This is a genomic window from Pseudoalteromonas luteoviolacea, assembly GCF_001750165.1.
GTDB lineage: Bacteria > Pseudomonadota > Gammaproteobacteria > Enterobacterales > Alteromonadaceae > Pseudoalteromonas > Pseudoalteromonas luteoviolacea_G.
In genome coordinates, this window is the sequence record NZ_CP015411.1 from 846028 (window position 1) to 861951 (window position 15924).

10 protein-coding genes and 1 pseudogene are annotated in these 15924 nt (G+C 42.3%); 9 read left to right on the top strand and 2 right to left on the bottom strand.

Features of this window, described 5'->3' with window-relative positions; genetic code table 11:
- The first annotated feature begins 87 nt into the window (after window positions 1–87).
- The gene (locus S4054249_RS03545; protein ID WP_230851794.1) at window positions 88–1173 is read left to right on the top strand and encodes a sensor domain-containing diguanylate cyclase; all 1086 of its coding nucleotides are present in this window, start codon (window positions 88–90) and stop codon (window positions 1171–1173) included.
- On the opposite strand, the gene S4054249_RS03550 is transcribed toward S4054249_RS03545, so the two are convergent.
- Window positions 1170–4598: a PAS domain-containing hybrid sensor histidine kinase/response regulator gene (locus tag S4054249_RS03550; protein ID WP_046354190.1), complete on the bottom strand. Its 3429-nt coding sequence runs from the start codon at window positions 4596–4598 to the stop codon at window positions 1170–1172. The two genes, S4054249_RS03545 and S4054249_RS03550, sit on opposite strands and share 4 nt — an antisense overlap.
- 400 nt (window positions 4599–4998) lie before the next feature.
- On the opposite strand from S4054249_RS03550, the gene S4054249_RS03555 reads away from it, so the two are divergent.
- From S4054249_RS03555 to fba, 7 genes are all read left to right on the top strand, one after another.
- Window positions 4999–5262, top strand: coding sequence for a DUF4212 domain-containing protein (locus tag S4054249_RS03555; RefSeq protein WP_039611905.1), 264 nt, complete (start codon window positions 4999–5001; stop codon window positions 5260–5262).
- An 11-nt stretch (window positions 5263–5273) separates the two neighbouring features.
- A complete protein-coding gene (locus S4054249_RS03560; RefSeq protein WP_046354189.1) occupies window positions 5274–6998 on the top strand; it encodes a sodium:solute symporter family protein in 1725 nt (574 codons plus the stop codon).
- Between the two features lie 62 nt (window positions 6999–7060).
- On the top strand, window positions 7061–8908 hold the full coding sequence (locus tag S4054249_RS03565) for a DUF294 nucleotidyltransferase-like domain-containing protein (protein ID WP_046354188.1): 1848 nt from the start codon (window positions 7061–7063) through the stop codon (window positions 8906–8908).
- A 4-nt stretch (window positions 8909–8912) separates the two neighbouring features.
- Complete coding sequence (locus S4054249_RS03570) at window positions 8913–9530, top strand: 3'-5' exonuclease (RefSeq protein ID WP_046354187.1); 618 nt, start codon at window positions 8913–8915, stop codon at window positions 9528–9530.
- A gap of 162 nt (window positions 9531–9692) precedes the next feature.
- Window positions 9693–10706 carry an erythrose-4-phosphate dehydrogenase gene (epd, locus tag S4054249_RS03575; protein WP_046354186.1) on the top strand — a complete coding sequence of 338 codons (1014 nt, stop codon included), beginning with the start codon at window positions 9693–9695 and terminating at the stop codon, window positions 10704–10706.
- A gap of 30 nt (window positions 10707–10736) precedes the next feature.
- Window positions 10737–11915: a phosphoglycerate kinase gene (locus tag S4054249_RS03580; protein WP_046354185.1), complete on the top strand. Its 1179-nt coding sequence runs from the start codon at window positions 10737–10739 to the stop codon at window positions 11913–11915.
- A gap of 150 nt (window positions 11916–12065) precedes the next feature.
- The gene (gene fba, locus S4054249_RS03585) at window positions 12066–13130 is read left to right on the top strand and encodes a class II fructose-bisphosphate aldolase (protein ID WP_046354184.1); all 1065 of its coding nucleotides are present in this window, start codon (window positions 12066–12068) and stop codon (window positions 13128–13130) included.
- A gap of 43 nt (window positions 13131–13173) precedes the next feature.
- Here fba and S4054249_RS03590 read toward each other — a convergent pair.
- Window positions 13174–14489 (bottom strand): annotated as a pseudogene (locus tag S4054249_RS03590) (IS4 family transposase).
- 690 nt (window positions 14490–15179) lie between these two features.
- Here S4054249_RS03590 and phoB point away from each other — a divergent pair.
- Window positions 15180–15869 (top strand): phosphate regulon transcriptional regulator PhoB, encoded by a 690-nt coding sequence (gene phoB, locus S4054249_RS03595; protein ID WP_023399796.1) that lies wholly within the window; start codon window positions 15180–15182, stop codon window positions 15867–15869.
- Window positions 15870–15924: the final 55 nt, after the last annotated feature.

The following is a 15924-nucleotide window of genomic DNA, read 5'->3' on the forward strand; positions in this document are numbered from 1 at the left end:
GAATTGTTTTAACGCGGGCTACACAGGGTAAGAAGTAACCTAGTACAGGTAACGGGTGTATAAACTAGACGCATTTGGGTGATAACATTGGCTGTTGATGTAAAAGAGTATGAAGGTGATATGCCTAATAATAGGCATAATGAACTGACACATGTAACACAAAGGCTCAGAAGAGTCTTATCAAAAGAGGTTGACGTTTCTGTTGGCCATCAACAGTTTTTATCAGACATATTGTTTGAAGCAAAAGCACTGTTAAATGTTAGCCGTGTGTCTGTGTGGCTTTTTGACGAAGCAGCAGCGCCGGGAAAGCTCATTAATTTCGCTAACACCGACTGGAGTGGACTTATCACCGGCCCATTACCCGAGCTAAAAGTACAAGACTACCCTAATTATTTCCGTGCAATCATCAATGGAGAAACAATTTCAGCAAGTAATGCAATGACGGACTCTAGAACCAGTGAGTTTACAGAGGGCTATTTGGTGCCTCAGCAGATCAGTGCCTTACTGGATACTGCAATCTTTCAGAATGGTTTAGCGATTGGTGTTGTGTGTTGTGAAGGACGTTTTGAGCCTCGAGATTGGTTGCAGTGGGAAGTTGTTGCAGCAGAATTGATTGCGGATTGCTGTAGTCGTCGTTTGCTTGTGCATGAGTTATGGCAAATGCAGCAGAGACTAACCGAAATGGCATTTCAAGATGTTCTGACGGGGCTTAAGAACCGTCGCTATTTGATGGATTATGCACGGAGTGAGATGAGCCGTCATCAACGAGCGGATAGACCTTTAAGCTTATTGATGATTGACTTAGATAGGTTTAAATCTATCAATGATAAGTATGGTCATGATGGTGGTGATGAAGTATTGAAGCAATTTGCGTCTTGTTGCAATACGTTAGTGCGTACAGAGGATTGTGTGTGTCGCTTTGGGGGAGAGGAGTTTATTATTCTACTGCCAGAAACCGAAGTGTCGTTAGCCATGAATGTTGCACAGCGTCTAAAAGAGAAAGCTGCGGCGTTAGCCGTAGATTATGAAGACGAAGTGATCCACTTTACCGTGAGCATCGGGGTGGCAAGTGTCAACGTGAATATGCCATTTAGTCAATCTTTAAAGGCCGCAGATCAAGCAGTATATCAAGCCAAAGCTGCAGGCCGCGACCAAATTAAGTTAGCGCTTTAGCTAACACCTTGCGAATGATTTAATAGAGCTTTGAGTTTCGCTGGTTTTAAAGGTTTGGTTAGGTAATGAATTTGCTGCGCTTTTACCTGTGATTTTAAAGTTTGCTCACGTACTGCGGTGATTAACACTGCCGGTAAATCATGTCGCCAAATCTCTCTGAGTTTTTGAATCAACATAACCCCATCGCAATCCGTATCCAGTTGATAGTCGACCAATAAAATATCTGGGGCTTGGTTGGACTTGGCATGTGCCAATACCTCATCAACCTGCGAAAATACTTGATGTTGAAGTTGCCATTTTTTCAATAGACTAGACATGGCGGCTAAGTTATTGGGATCATCATCAATTGCAATAACCGATAAGTTTCTTTTGTTTCTCGATGGTACGACGGCATTATCAGCTTGCACCTGTTGTGGCTCACCTAGAGGCACCTCGATAAAAAAGCGGCTGCCCACTGTGAGTTTGGAGTGCATGGTCAATGGAATACTCATTAAATCACAAAGACGTTTGACTACGCCAAGACCCAGCCCAACACCACGGTTATCACCAGCTTCTATTCGATAAAAGTCATTGAAAATCTTATCTTGCTCATAAGGTGAGATCCCCGGCCCTGTATCCCATACTTCAATGCGTAGGCTGTGCGCACGTTTGCGGCATGCAATCAGTACAGTACCAGTCTCGGTATATTTCACCGCATTGGAGACCAAGTTTTGGATGACTCGACGTAGATAAGTTATGTCGCTGTGTACGGTGTGATCGGTGTTACGAACTTTGAGTGTAAGCCCTTTATCTTGGCAAAGTAACGTATATTCATTCACTAATGGTTTGATAACATCATTTAAATTAAAGTGCTTAGGGGTTGGTTGCATTGCGCCTTGTTCTAATTTGGCAATGTCGAGTAGCGATGACATAAGGTGAACTGTCGAATCTAGGCTATCGCCTAATTTGTTAAGGTTACTTTTTTCGCTTTCTGGTAGCTTCTGTTCATCGATGGCACCAAGATAAAGTCTTGCGGCATTGAGTGGCTGTAAAATATCGTGACTGGCCAGTGCTAAAAATCGAGTTTTACTGTCATTTGCCCGTTCAGCTTCTTTTTTTGCGCTGACAAGGTCTTGCTCTATTTTTTCACGGGTCGCGATTTGTGACTTGAGGTCTCGATTGATAGCTCGAATTTCCAATGTTCTTGCCTCAATGCGGTTTTCCAAGTCCATATTTATTTCTTCTAATGCATTCTGGGTTGCCATATGCATGGTGATATCGGAAAAGCTCGTCACAAACCCTCCTCCAGGCAAAGGGTTTCCAGTCATTTCAAATACTTGGCCATTTTCTCTGTGTCTAATATAGTGATGAGGTGTGCCGTTTCGAAGGTGTTGTACTCGCTTTTCAACTAATTTTTCCAACGTGCCAGGTCCACACTCTCCACGTTGTGCGTTATATCTAATAATATCTTCAATATCTTGACCGACTTGTAAATAGCCTTGTGGGTATTCAAACATCTCATTGTAGCGTTTATTCCATGCGACTAATTTGAGATCTCTATCAACAACGGAAATACCGTGACTGAGGTTTTCCAATGAGGTAAATAATAAGTTTTGGTTAAATTGCAGGGCCTGTGTGGTTTCGTCGAAAAAAGTGACTACTTCTTCAAAGGCCATTTGTTTACCAGAAGAAACGGCATGGATTAACGCTTGTGCAGATGACGCTCCGAGCACACCTGTGAGGGCACGTTCGCAAAAGCTAATAAAGTCAGGAGTTGGTGTGGCATTGTTTTCATCTATATCTTCATTGAGTGCATAGTGACCCAGTAACTGCTGGCTTCGTTGAATCCCTAAAAAGGTTTGCAACAGTACTTTGAAGTCATACACCGACGCTTTTACTTCTTTATTTAGCTTTTTCGCCAATGCTGCTTGTTCTTTGGGCCGGACAAAAGCCGTTGCTTGCAATTTATCTATAAGGCGCTCATTTGCCCCCAATGAGAAACTAATGTAGCAACTGATATTAGCGAGTAATGCCAGCAAGGTTCCGCGAGTAACGATAGACTGTTGGGTTTGATAATCCAGCAACTCAGGTGCAGACACTATTGGCATTAATAAAAACAAGGCCCAACATATGAGCCCCGCAAGTAAGCCTGCGTAGACGCCATAAGCATGACCTTTCCGCCAATACAACCCGCCTACAATGGCTGGCAGTAGCTGTGTTACCAGAGAAAACGCGACTAGCCCCATACTGGCGAGTGCCGCGCCATGCCCAATCCATTGTTGATACAGGTAAGCGAGGAGCAAAATTGCAGCAATAATAAAGCGTCTGACTAAGAGAATTTGAGATTTGTAGTTACTGGTCAATAAGCTCTTTTTAAATCGCCGCTTTAAGAGTAAAGGCAAAACAATGTCATTGGATAACATGGTACTGAGCGTAAGTGTCGCGACTATAATCATTGCAGTTGCCGCAGAAAGCCCACCGATAAAAACAAATGTAGAGATAACAGGATAGTTAATACTCAAGGGTAGGCCTAATACAAAGCTATCAGCGGCAATGCCTTGACCAATGCTAGGATGAATGGCTGCACTTGCGATAGGAATTATCATCAATGCAATGAGTATTAAATATAACGGAAAGGCCCATCTAGCAGTATTTAAGTGGTTACTATTTTGATTATCTACCACGGTGACATGAAACTGCCTAGGTAAACAAATTATTGCAGCGCCAGCCATGAGGGTTTGGCCAATAAAATTAAAGTTGGCAAAATTAAAATGTTGCCAATGAGACCAAACTGATTGTGTATCACTTTGGGCAACGAGCGCCTGAACTGAAATATATGCCACAGCGATTAATGCGAGTAGTTTAATGATTGACTCAAATGCGACTGCTAACATCAGACCTGAGCGATATTCAGTGACATCGACTTTTCTTGCACCAAAAAATATCGCAAATAAGGCCATCATCAGGGTGCCTGTGAGCGCGAGCATTGCACCTGATATATCATCGTTTTGGCGCAATAACTCGAAACTATTGGCAAGAGCTTTTAATTGCAACGCGATGTAGGGAATGGTGGCAAGCAAAGCGATCAGTGTCACCATAACAGCGGTCATTTGTCGTTTGCCGTATCTGGCACTGATAAAATCTGAGATGGTGGTGATATTTTGCTTTTTACTTACCAAAATCAGTTTACGTAAGAAGCCATGGCCGAATAAAAACAATAAAGCAGGGCCAAGTAAAATGGGGAAAAAGTGCCAGCTACTGGCTGCTGCAGTACCGACTGAACCGTAATACGTCCAAGAAGTACAGTAAATCCCAAGCGCGAGTGCGTACACAAAAGGGTGATGGCTGATTCTTTGTGCCAAAGGCGTATGTTTATCTCCCCAATTGGCAAGCCAGAATAGTAGGCCAATATAACCTAAGGCAACCAAAATAAGCGCAGCTGTCATCGTCAGTCCTAGTTGATGTGATTGATTGTGTTATCAAAGTCGATGATCGGTTTGAAGGTTAATCTTATCTGGCTTAGCTCTAATAAGCCAGTGGGCCAGTTGAGAAATATAATACGCTGAATATTAAGAAAAATTGATATTTTATTGTGCTAATTAGACTAATGTCTTATACCGTATGAAGTGTTAATATTTTGCATGAAATTATACGAGTATAGTTGTTAACTATCTGATTTTAATATCTATTAATTATATTCAAGTTGTTTTAATTTGCAGTTTACGTAAACGTAATCTTGTGTTTACGACTAAGGTCTCAATTCAATCTAGACAAGCCATTGCTACAGTCAAAAGGTCAATTAATACCAACGCATACACATGCTATGCGTTAAACGGGGAGTTAATCATGGCCTTTAAAAGTGAAGAACAAGCAAAAGCATATTGGTCAGAAAATCTAGCCTTGATGTTTAAGCTACTAGTAATTTGGTTTGTAGTGTCATTTGGATGTGGCATTTTATTTGTCGATGTACTGAACGAAGTACGTTTTTTTGGGTTTAAGTTGGGCTTTTGGTTTTCACAACAAGGTGCAATTTATACATTTGTTGCTTTGATTTTTGTCTACGTATCAAAAATGGATGCGCTCGATAAAAAATACGGCGTAGATGAGTAAGGAGCAGCATAATGGATGTTCAATCGTTTACATTTTTAATCGTAGGGCTCAGTTTTGCTCTGTACATTGGTATCGCCATTTGGGCGCGTGCTGGATCAACTAACGAATTCTATGTCGCGGGTGGCGGTGTGCCTCCTGTGGCCAATGGGATGGCAACCGCAGCTGATTGGATGAGTGCGGCATCGTTTATTTCCATGGCGGGTATTATCTCCTTTGCGGGATATGATGGCGGTGTGTATCTGATGGGGTGGACTGGTGGTTACGTGTTACTAGCACTATGTCTTGCGCCGTATTTACGTAAGTTTGGTAAATTTACGGTACCTGATTTCATTGGTGATAGATATTACTCTCAGGTCGCGCGGGTTGTGGCTATTTTATGTGCGATCTTTATCTGCTTCACATACATTGCCGGGCAGATGCGGGGGGTTGGTGTTGTTTTCTCTCGTTTCCTAGAGGTTGATATTGAAACCGGTGTTTACATTGGTATGGTCATTGTTTTCTTCTATGCCGTGTTAGGCGGTATGAAAGGGATCACCTATACACAAGTTGCACAGTACTGTGTGTTAGTGTTTGCTTATTTGGTGCCAGCTATCTTTATTTCGATGATGATGACGGGACACTTATTACCACAAACTGGATTTGGTGCGACGCTTGCCGACGGTTCAAACACTTACTTACTTGATAAACTCGATGGACTCAGTACCGAACTCGGATTTGCCCAATACACTGAAGGGTCCAAGAGTATGATTGATGTGTTTGCCATTACGGCTGCATTGATGGTGGGCACCGCAGGTTTACCGCATGTTATCGTCCGTTTTTTCACTGTACCAAAAGTGAAAGATACGCGTATCTCAGCGGCTTGGACATTAGTCTTCATCGCGATTGTGTATACGACAGCACCAGCTGTTGCATCATTTGCGCGTGTCAATATGATTGATACGATCAATGGTAAAGACGGTAGTGGTACCGCGTATGCTGAAGCACCACAATGGGTTAAAAATTGGGAAAGAACAGGACTAATCACTTTCAATGACAAAAATGGTGATGGCAAAATGTTCTACTCTGCGGGCAAAATTGATGACCCTGCAAGCACAAACGAAGTCAAAATTGACCGTGATATTATGGTATTGGCGAATCCAGAAATTGCTGATTTACCGGCTTGGGTCATTGCATTAGTTGCTGCTGGTGGCATTGCTGCTGCACTTTCGACAACCGCTGGGTTATTGCTGGTTATCTCGACATCGGTGTCGCATGATTTACTCAAACGCACACTCAAACCAGATATCAGTGATAAGCAAGAGCTCATGGCGGCAAGGCTCGCAGCGATGGTGGCCATTGGTATTTCTGCATACTTTGGTATCAATCCTCCAGGGTTTGTAGCTTCGGTGGTGGCATTTGCCTTTGGTCTGGCGGCAGCGAGTTTCTTCCCTGCGATCATTATGGGGATTTTCTCTAAACGTATGAATAAAGAGGGCGCCATTGCGGGCATGATCTCAGGTATTGGCTTTACCGCGGCGTACATTATTTACTTTAAATTTGTTAGTCCAGAGCTGAACGCCCCTGCAAATTGGTTGTTTGGTATCTCACCTGAGGGTATCGGTATCATTGGTATGCTGGTCAACTTTGGTGTGGCCGCGGTGGTGATGAAATTAACTGCCGATACACCAGAAGAGGTTAAGCGCATGGTAGATGGGATCCGTAATCCTAAAGGGTCTGGTGAAGCGCACGCACATTAATCTTGTTAAGGTAAATAAATAGCCCAGCTTTTGCTGGGCTATTGTCTTTTTGAGGCAACTAAATGACACATTCTCATTCAGCGGTAACAGACGTTTTGAATTTTGTTACAGAACAGCTCCCTTTTAGTGAGCTACCTGTATCGTGTGCACATTTCTTCGTAAATCATACCAAGGTGGTTTACATTACGACTTTGAACCAGTCTGAAGTACTCCACTCAAATCAGAAATATTTATATCTTGTTCGAACGGGCGTGTTTGATTTGGTAGACAATGCGGGGGAGGTTGTTACAAGGCTAGGGGAAGGAGATTATTTTGGTTACCCATCATTACTCACAGGAGAAGATATTCAAAATCACCTTGAAGTGCAAACAAGTGGGCTTATATTTTTGTTAGCACAGGTTGATTTCGATTATTTACGTCGTGAGTATCCTAAGTTTGAACAGCATTTTGTTCGCGCTCATAAAAAGCGTTTATTATCGAGTCATTATAAAGAGCGTGGTCGGGGGTGGTCTGAGCGAAAAATAGCGACTTTAATGTGCAAAAAAGCGGTCACGATAGAACCGCAATCCAGTATTGTTGAAGCGGCTAAAGTCATGCAAAAAGCGGGGGTATCGTCGGTCATCATTACTGAAAATGGTCAGCTGTCAGGTATCGTTACTGACAGAGACTTACGTAACCGCGTTTTGGCCGCAGAGCTTGACCCTAAAGTGTCTGTGACAAAAGTAATGACGCATGGGCCTAAATTTATTTTTGAGAATAATCGCGCTTTCGCCGCATTACACTTGATGCTTAAACATAACATCCACCACTTGCCTGTACTCAATGAAGCGAGGGAGCCTTTGGGTATGGTGACTAGTACAGACTTACTACGCCAACAAAAGCACGATCCAGTACAGTTAATTGGGCAAATTTATAAAGCACATAGTTATCAAGAAGTGGTGCATTTAGCCAAGGAAATTCCCGCTTTGTTAAGAGGGTTTTCAAACACGGTTGAAGACATTTCTTTTATAGGGACTTTGTTAAGTGGTTTAACTGATGCCATGACGAGTCGATTAACTGAGTTATATATCCAGCAGCAAGGAGAGCCGCCGTGCAGCTTTTGTTGGATATGCTTCGGTTCGCAAGCGCGAGAAGAACAGACTCTGCATTCAGATCAAGATAATGGTTTGATTGTTTCAAATACCATATTGCCCAGTCAAAGAGCATATTTTGCTGGTTTAGGCGAGTTTGTTACAGAACATCTAGTTCGCTGCGGTATTAAAGCATGCCCTGGCAATATTATGGCGAGCAATGAGTTGTGTCGTGGTACCGTCGATGAATGGCTTGCGCGTTTTGAAAATTGGATTCAAACGCCAACACCTCAGGCAATGCTCAATAGTAAAATTTTCTTTGACCGTCGTTTTATAATGGGTGATCAATCACTTTATCAAACGCTCAATACGCAGCTGAATAACATACAAACGCAAGATATCTTTTTTGCCGCTATGGCAACAGATACCAGTGCTAATAGCGTACCGATTGGCTTATTTCAGCAATTCAAATTACAGCGTCACAAGAGCAAGCATGGCTATTTAGATTTAAAAACGCGAGGAGTAGCGATTGTCAATGATCTTGTCCGTATTTATGCCCTAAAGTGTGGGGTGAATAAAGCTAATACGCAATCACGTTTAGAGGCCCTTAAAGCTTTTTCGGTTTTAAGCAAAGAGGACATTTATAACTTGCAAGATTGTTGGCGGTTTTTGACACAATTGCGTTTTAAAATACAAATTGAGGAATTAGGGTTGCCACCAAATTGCATTAACCCTGAGCACTTAAGTTCTTTAGAGAGACACCAGTTAAAAGAAGCCTTTTATTTAATCAAGCAAGCTCAACAAGCGTGTGTGTTTAAGTTTGCGCGAGGCAGTTTGTAGTACGATGAAATGGCTCATTCCAAACTTTATAAAAAAACGAAATGAACCGCTTTGGATAGATAGTGAATTGGTTGTTGTTGATCTGGAGTTAACCGGCCTTAATGCCAATTTGCATGAGATAGTCTCTGTTGCATGGGTTGAGATAAATTATGGGCAAATAGCGCTTCAAAAGGCACAATACAAGATAAACAAAGATGTGCAGAAATTGGAACAGAGCCCCATTTATCATGGTATATCAGAGCCTGAGATTGCTGAGAAAGGTGAGCATTTAGGCGCAATATTATCGGTGCTGGCAAGGCTGTTAGACACCAAAACACTGGTGTGTCACAACGCACCTCTAGATTGGGGGTTTTTACAAAAGTATTTTATCCAATATGGCATATCAACTAAGCCTACATTTATGATTGATACTTTGAAATTAGAGAAAAAACGATTACTTAGAGCGCAGGAAGTAATAAGAGAAGATCAGTTAACCCTACCTGCTTGTCGAGCTCGGTACGGATTACCTGCTTATCAAAATCACAATGCATTGAGTGACGCACTGGCTACAGCTGAGCTTTTGTTGGCACAAGTGAGTCACTTGGATAGTCAAAAGGCCATTACGTTGCGCAAATTAGCTTAAATTTACGTAGTTCACATTCTTTTTTTGGCAATTTACCTCATATAAAGAAAAATTTTTGCATATCACTTACACATTTGTTCAAGGTCGATTACAATAGCGCCATCTTTACAAAGGAGTCTGAGTTACTTCTTTATCGCATGTAGAAAATGGGTCTTCTAATTAATGACAATCAAACTGGCAATCAATGGTTTTGGTCGCATAGGTCGCAATATTGTCCGAGCCCTCTTTGAGTCTGGGCGCCACAACGAATTTCAAATAGTCGCTATCAACGAGTTGGCAGATCCTGAAGGGATCGCGCATTTAATGAAGTACGATACCTCGCATGGTCGCTTCGCATTTCCAGTCAGCCTTAATAAACCCTATCTTGAAGTCGCCGGACAACAAATTCAAATTTTTAATGAGCAAGACCCAAGCCATTTACCTTGGCATGCGCTAGATATTGATATCGTATTAGAATGTACTGGCGTTTATCACTCTCGTCAACATGCTGCTGCGCACATCGCAGCAGGTGCAAAAAAAGTGCTGTTTTCTCACCCAGCCGATGCAGATGTTGATGAGACCATTGTTTATGGTATCAATGAAGATAATTTAAAAGCAGCTCATACTGTCGTGTCTAACGGCTCTTGTACAACAAACTGTATTGTTCCTGTCATTAAAGTATTAGATGATGCTTTTGGGATTGAGTCGGGTGCTATTACAACCATCCATGCATCGATGCATGATCAGCAGGTTATTGATGCTTATCATAAAGACTTAAGGCGTACGCGTGCGGCGAGTCAATCGATAATTCCGGTTGACACAAAACTAGCGCGCGGTATTGAGCGCATATTACCTAAATTTCACGGTCGCTTTGAGGCAATTGCAGTCAGAGTACCTACAATTAATGTGACAGCAATGGACCTAAGCGTATCGTTGCAAAGTGATGTCACGTTAGAACAAGTTAATCAAGTATTGGAGCAGGCTGCGACTGGCAGACTACATGGGATATTAGATTACACCGAAGAACCATTGGTATCGGTTGATTTTAATCATGATCCTCACTCCAGTATTATTGATGGCACCCAGACTCGAGTGAGCCATAAACGCTTGGTAAAGGTGTTAGTTTGGTGTGATAACGAGTGGGGGTTTGCAAACCGTATGCTCGACACCGCAATAGCAATGATGAAAGCCTCTTAATTTTAGTATCGTTCTTTTAAGGAGATGTCCATGTCAGTCATCAAGATGGCGGATTTAGATTTAAACGGCAAACGCGTGCTTATACGTGAAGATTTGAACGTGCCAGTAAAAGACGCAAAAGTGACGTCTGATGCACGTATCAAAGCATCTTTGCCAACCATTAAATTAGCCCTAGAAAAAGGCGCTAAAGTTATGGTTATGTCGCACCTAGGTCGCCCAACGGAAGGGGAATACGATGCTCAGTATTCACTTCAACCAGTTGTAGATTACCTAAATGATGTACTTGAACAAAATGTAAGACTCGTTACAGATTATCTTGACGGCGTTGAAGTTGCTGATAACGAAGTGGTTGTTTTTGAAAATGTACGCTTTAATAAAGGTGAGAAGAAAAACGACGAAGCACTTTCTAAGCAGCTAGCTGCTTTGTGTGATATCTATGTAATGGATGCATTTGGTACTGCACACCGAGCGCAAGCTTCAACACATGGTGTTGGCTTATATGCCGATGTCGCATGTGCAGGGCCACTGTTGGCAGCTGAACTTGATGCACTTGGTAAAGCGCTCGACAATCCTGCTCGTCCATTGGTTGCCATTGTGGGTGGCTCAAAAGTATCTACAAAATTAACGGTTCTTGATTCGCTGTCAACTGTCGTTGATCAGCTGGTAACGGGGGGCGGTATTGCTAATACATTTATTGCTGCTTCAGGTAACCCAGTAGGTAAGTCTCTATATGAAGAGGAGCTAATCCCCGAAGCACAGAAGCTTAGTGCAGCAGCGCAAGCAAATGATGGTGATATTCCAGTACCTACAGATGTGGTTGTGGGGAAAGAGTTCTCAGAAACAGCGGTTGCAGTGATTAAAGATGCCTCTGAAGTTGAAAGCGATGATATGATTTTTGATATTGGTCCTAACACGGCCAATGAGTTAGCAAAAATCATCGAGCAAGCAGGCACTGTGGTATGGAATGGCCCAGTGGGTGTTTTTGAGTTTGATCAATTTGGTAATGGTACAGAAGCCATTGCACATGCGATTGCCAAGTCTAAAGCGTTTTCAATTGCTGGTGGTGGTGACACATTAGCTGCGATTGATAAATATGGCGTTGGCGATGAAATATCGTATATCTCAACTGGTGGTGGTGCTTTCCTAGAATTCTTGGAAGGTAAAAAGTTACCGGCAGTTGATATGCTAGAGCAAAGAGCAAAAGCATAAAAATTTAAGGGGGCCTGTTTGGCCTCCAACTATTAACTTAAACACTCTCTCACTCTTTGTTTAAGTTAATAGCGGTTGTGATGCAACCAAACTAAATCTACCCCGTTCAAATAGATAGCCAAGTGCTATCAAAAATTGGAGAAAAGCAATATGGCTTTAATCAGTATGCGTCAACTTCTCGATCATGCGGCTGAGAATGAATACGGCGTTCCTGCCTTTAACGTGAATAACCAAGAGCAAATGCGTGCGATTATGGAAGCGGCTGACAGAACAAACAGCCCAGTTATCGTACAAGGTTCTGCGGGCGCTAGAAGCTATGCCGGTGCCCCTTTTATTCGCCATATGATTTTAGCTGCTGTTGAAGAATGGCCACATATTCCAGTTGTTATGCACCAAGATCACGGTACATCTCCTGCGGTATGTCAGCGTTCAATTCAATTAGGTTTTTCATCAGTCATGATGGATGGCTCTTTGCTTGATGATGGCAAAACACCATCTACTTACGAATACAATGTTGATGTGACTCGTCGCACTGTAGAAATGGCACACGCATGTGGTGTATCGGTAGAAGGTGAGCTAGGTGTATTAGGTTCACTAGAAACTGGTGAAGCAGGCGAAGAAGATGGCATTGGCGCTGTAGGTAAGTTAACACAAGACCAACTACTTACTGATCCAGAAGAAGCTGCTGACTTTGTTAAAAAAACGGGAGTTGATGCTTTAGCGATTGCATGTGGTACATCGCACGGTGCATATAAATTTACTCGCCCACCTACAGGTGATATTCTTGCGATTAACCGTATTAAAGAGATCCATGCACGTATTCCTGATACGCATTTAGTTATGCATGGCTCGTCATCTGTACCTCAAGAATGGCTTGCCGTTATTAATGAGTTTGGTGGTGAGATCCCGGAAACTTATGGTGTACCAGTTGAGCAAATCGTTGAAGGTATCAAGCACGGTGTACGTAAAGTCAACATTGATACCGACTTACGTCTAGCTGCAACGGGCGCAATTCGTCGTCATTTGGCGCACAACCCTGCGAACTTTGATCCTCGTAAATATTTAGCTGAAGCGACAAAAGCAATGACAGAGATTTGTATTGCGCGTTATGAAGCGTTTGGTACAGCTGGTCAAGCTTCTAACATTAAGCCGATCTCTTTAGATGATATGCATGTTAAATACCTTTCAGGCGAACTTGCACCTAAAGTTAAGTAACCAGAAATTACACTTAATAAAAGCCCCATAAGGGTAATGCCGTTCACTTAAGGTGAGCGGCGTTTGTACTTTTAGCAACTGGGTATCGGTTTTTAGACACCTTCAATACCCTTGGGTAACTTCGTTCCCGTTTTCCTTCAAGCTTAAACTGACTCGCATTTCTTTCTATATCCAGGATGATTTTAGGCACATTTCCTGGAGCATATATAGGCATTTGAGTAAGTTTGTAGATGATATGTGATGAGGCATCTCTAAAGCTAAGTTGATTTGGGTAAACACTTTTTAGTGATTTAGCCATTAATACCATTTTGTAACGGATAAGGTTGTAAGCCAGTAACAAGCCCCATAGCTCTTGGTGAATTAGCTCCGGTAAATTGCTGCGCAAGGTGAATCGACTTTCCAATAGATGTTGCTTCATTTCTCGATAGCCCATTTCAATTTCCCAGCGGTGTGCATATAAATCTACAATCTCCGAAGCTGGATATGCCATTGCATCCGTCATTGATGTGAGTACACTCACTTCTTTTCCTTTCACTCGCCTTGTCAATAATCTCACGGTTATAGAGTCGGGTAAGTCAGGGCGCTTCTTCTTAGCCTGCGGCGTCGTTGTCAAACGAACCAGCTTATCTTGCTTCCCTAAGCTATCAATCACTTCATACTGGGTCCCTTTCTTGAGGGGGAGCAGCCAATGCGTGTTACTCCCTTTTTGCTCCCATTCATGTAGCAAGCCAAGTGAATAAAACCCCTTATCGAATAGCGTCAAGCTGTTATTTGGAATATGGTTAATGAGCCTGCTCGCTAGGTTCATCTCGTTTTCACTTACACTATCAAAGGCACTCCCCAATATGAGATGACTGCTTAACTCCATTAAACAGACCATTCTGACTTGCGGATAACCAGCATAGCTGGCTTTATTGGCCGTTCGAGCAAAGGTCGCACTGTTTGCTGCGCTATCAGGCGTTCGCCAAACTACACCATCAACACCGTAAATATTAAGTCCATTCCAATGTGGATGCTCCGCACGTTCATGCCAAGTTTGGGCTGTACGGTAAAAAACATCTTGTACTACATTGCTACCTAGCTTTTTTCTAGCTTGAGTGACGGCACTTCGGGCGACATAGTCCACGTCTTGAGGCAAGACGATGTCTAACTTATTAATTAGTTGACGAACGGATTCAGTTCGGAACAAGGACATACCAATGACTGCCCAAATCATGGCATCCATTGGGAGCTTGCGTTTACGCAATGTTGCTACACCATTGGAATCTAAACAGGCTTGTATAATAAAACATCAGCCAAGCTTTTAAATTCAGTGAGACGAGAGATAGATGTACGTGCAAGTGCTTCTGACAATTCCATTAAAAAATCCGATACCAGTATACTGATATCGGATTTTGAAGCCTTGAAAAGATCAGTCAACTGATCATTAAAATATTTCTTAACTGATCGGCATTACCCCATAAGGGGCTTTTTTTTTGCAATTAGGTGTGTAGGTAATCTCTACCGCGGTAGTCGTTAACGTGATTGATCAGTCAGCAGGATCGTTATTTTACTAACCGACAACGACCGGATCATTAAATTACTAACAGCCTATCTATGGGATCAACTTTTTACCAACTAAGACGGCACTTGATCGCAATGATGTGTATTTTTTAATGCATTCTGTCCGGCATATTTTCAAAAGATCAATCACTTAGTGTTCATTAATATAAGCACTTACCTTTTAAGTACGTATAGATCTGATCCTCGAAGGATCTACTAGGTAAGAAAGTGATCTCTGCACGGTGGACTTAGGAAAATTATGATCCCCTGTGAAATTACACGATCTTCATAATTTTTTAATCTAAATATTTGTTGCGAAAAAAACACCATTATTCGATGCTAAGTGGCGTTAAATGCAGATAAAATAGGAACAAATTGTATCTAACTTATTGAAACTATGTTCCTGATAAATGAATTAACGTTATATTATCAGGTAAACTTTCATAAAACTGTCATACTTAGTCATAATAATGAAACCGACTTCGGTAACGTAAGAGATAAATGGGAATGTCACGTAGAGTACTAGTAGTTGATGACGAAGCACCAATCAGAGAAATGTTGGTGTTTGTGTTAGAACAAAATGGCTTTCAAGCAATTGAAGCGGAAGACTATGATTCAGCGATTGCAGCCATGGTAGAGCCATACCCAGATATGGTGCTCCTAGATTGGATGTTACCTGGCGGTAGTGGTATCCAAATTGCGAAAAAGTTTAAGCAAAGTGAGTATACTCGTCAGATCCCCATCATCATGCTAACAGCTCGTGGTGAAGAGGAAGACAAAGTTAAAGGATTAGAAGTAGGTGCAGATGACTACGTGACTAAGCCTTTTTCTCCAAAGGAGCTTATGGCGAGGATTAAGGCGGTAATGCGCCGTGTATCTCCGACATCGCTAGAAGAAGCGATAGAGGTACATGGTTTAAGATTGGATCCAATTTCACACCGTGTTACCTCTGCAGGTAACGAACTAGAAATGGGGCCAACCGAGTTTAGGCTGTTGCACTTTTTCATGACTCACCCTGAGCGTGTTTATAGTCGAGAACAGTTGCTAGATCATGTATGGGGCACCAATGTGTATGTAGAAGACCGCACGGTTGATGTACATATTCGTCGCCTAAGAAAAGCGATTGCACCACTTGGTCACGATAGGTTAGTCCAAACTGTTCGTGGTGCGGGCTATCGTTTTTCTAGTAAAGTATAAAGCATTAATTTATGCGCTGTGGTAGCGTTATCCTAGCGCTTAATCTTTAGGATCA

Bases quoted from the DNA above. Each gene is read 5' to 3' on its own strand.
- S4054249_RS03550 (WP_046354190.1), bottom strand. From the start codon at position 4,598: ATGACAGCTGCGCTTATTTTGGTTGCCTTAGGTTATATTGGCCTACTA.
- S4054249_RS03555 (WP_039611905.1), top strand. From the start codon at position 4,999: ATGGCCTTTAAAAGTGAAGAACAAGCAAAAGCATATTGGTCAGAAAAT.
- S4054249_RS03560 (WP_046354189.1), top strand. From the start codon at position 5,274: ATGGATGTTCAATCGTTTACATTTTTAATCGTAGGGCTCAGTTTTGCT.
- S4054249_RS03565 (WP_046354188.1), top strand. From the start codon at position 7,061: ATGACACATTCTCATTCAGCGGTAACAGACGTTTTGAATTTTGTTACA.
- S4054249_RS03570 (WP_046354187.1), top strand. From the start codon at position 8,913: ATGAAATGGCTCATTCCAAACTTTATAAAAAAACGAAATGAACCGCTT.
- epd (WP_046354186.1), top strand. From the start codon at position 9,693: ATGACAATCAAACTGGCAATCAATGGTTTTGGTCGCATAGGTCGCAAT.
- S4054249_RS03580 (WP_046354185.1), top strand. From the start codon at position 10,737: ATGTCAGTCATCAAGATGGCGGATTTAGATTTAAACGGCAAACGCGTG.
- fba (WP_046354184.1), top strand. From the start codon at position 12,066: ATGGCTTTAATCAGTATGCGTCAACTTCTCGATCATGCGGCTGAGAAT.
- phoB (WP_023399796.1), top strand. From the start codon at position 15,180: ATGTCACGTAGAGTACTAGTAGTTGATGACGAAGCACCAATCAGAGAA.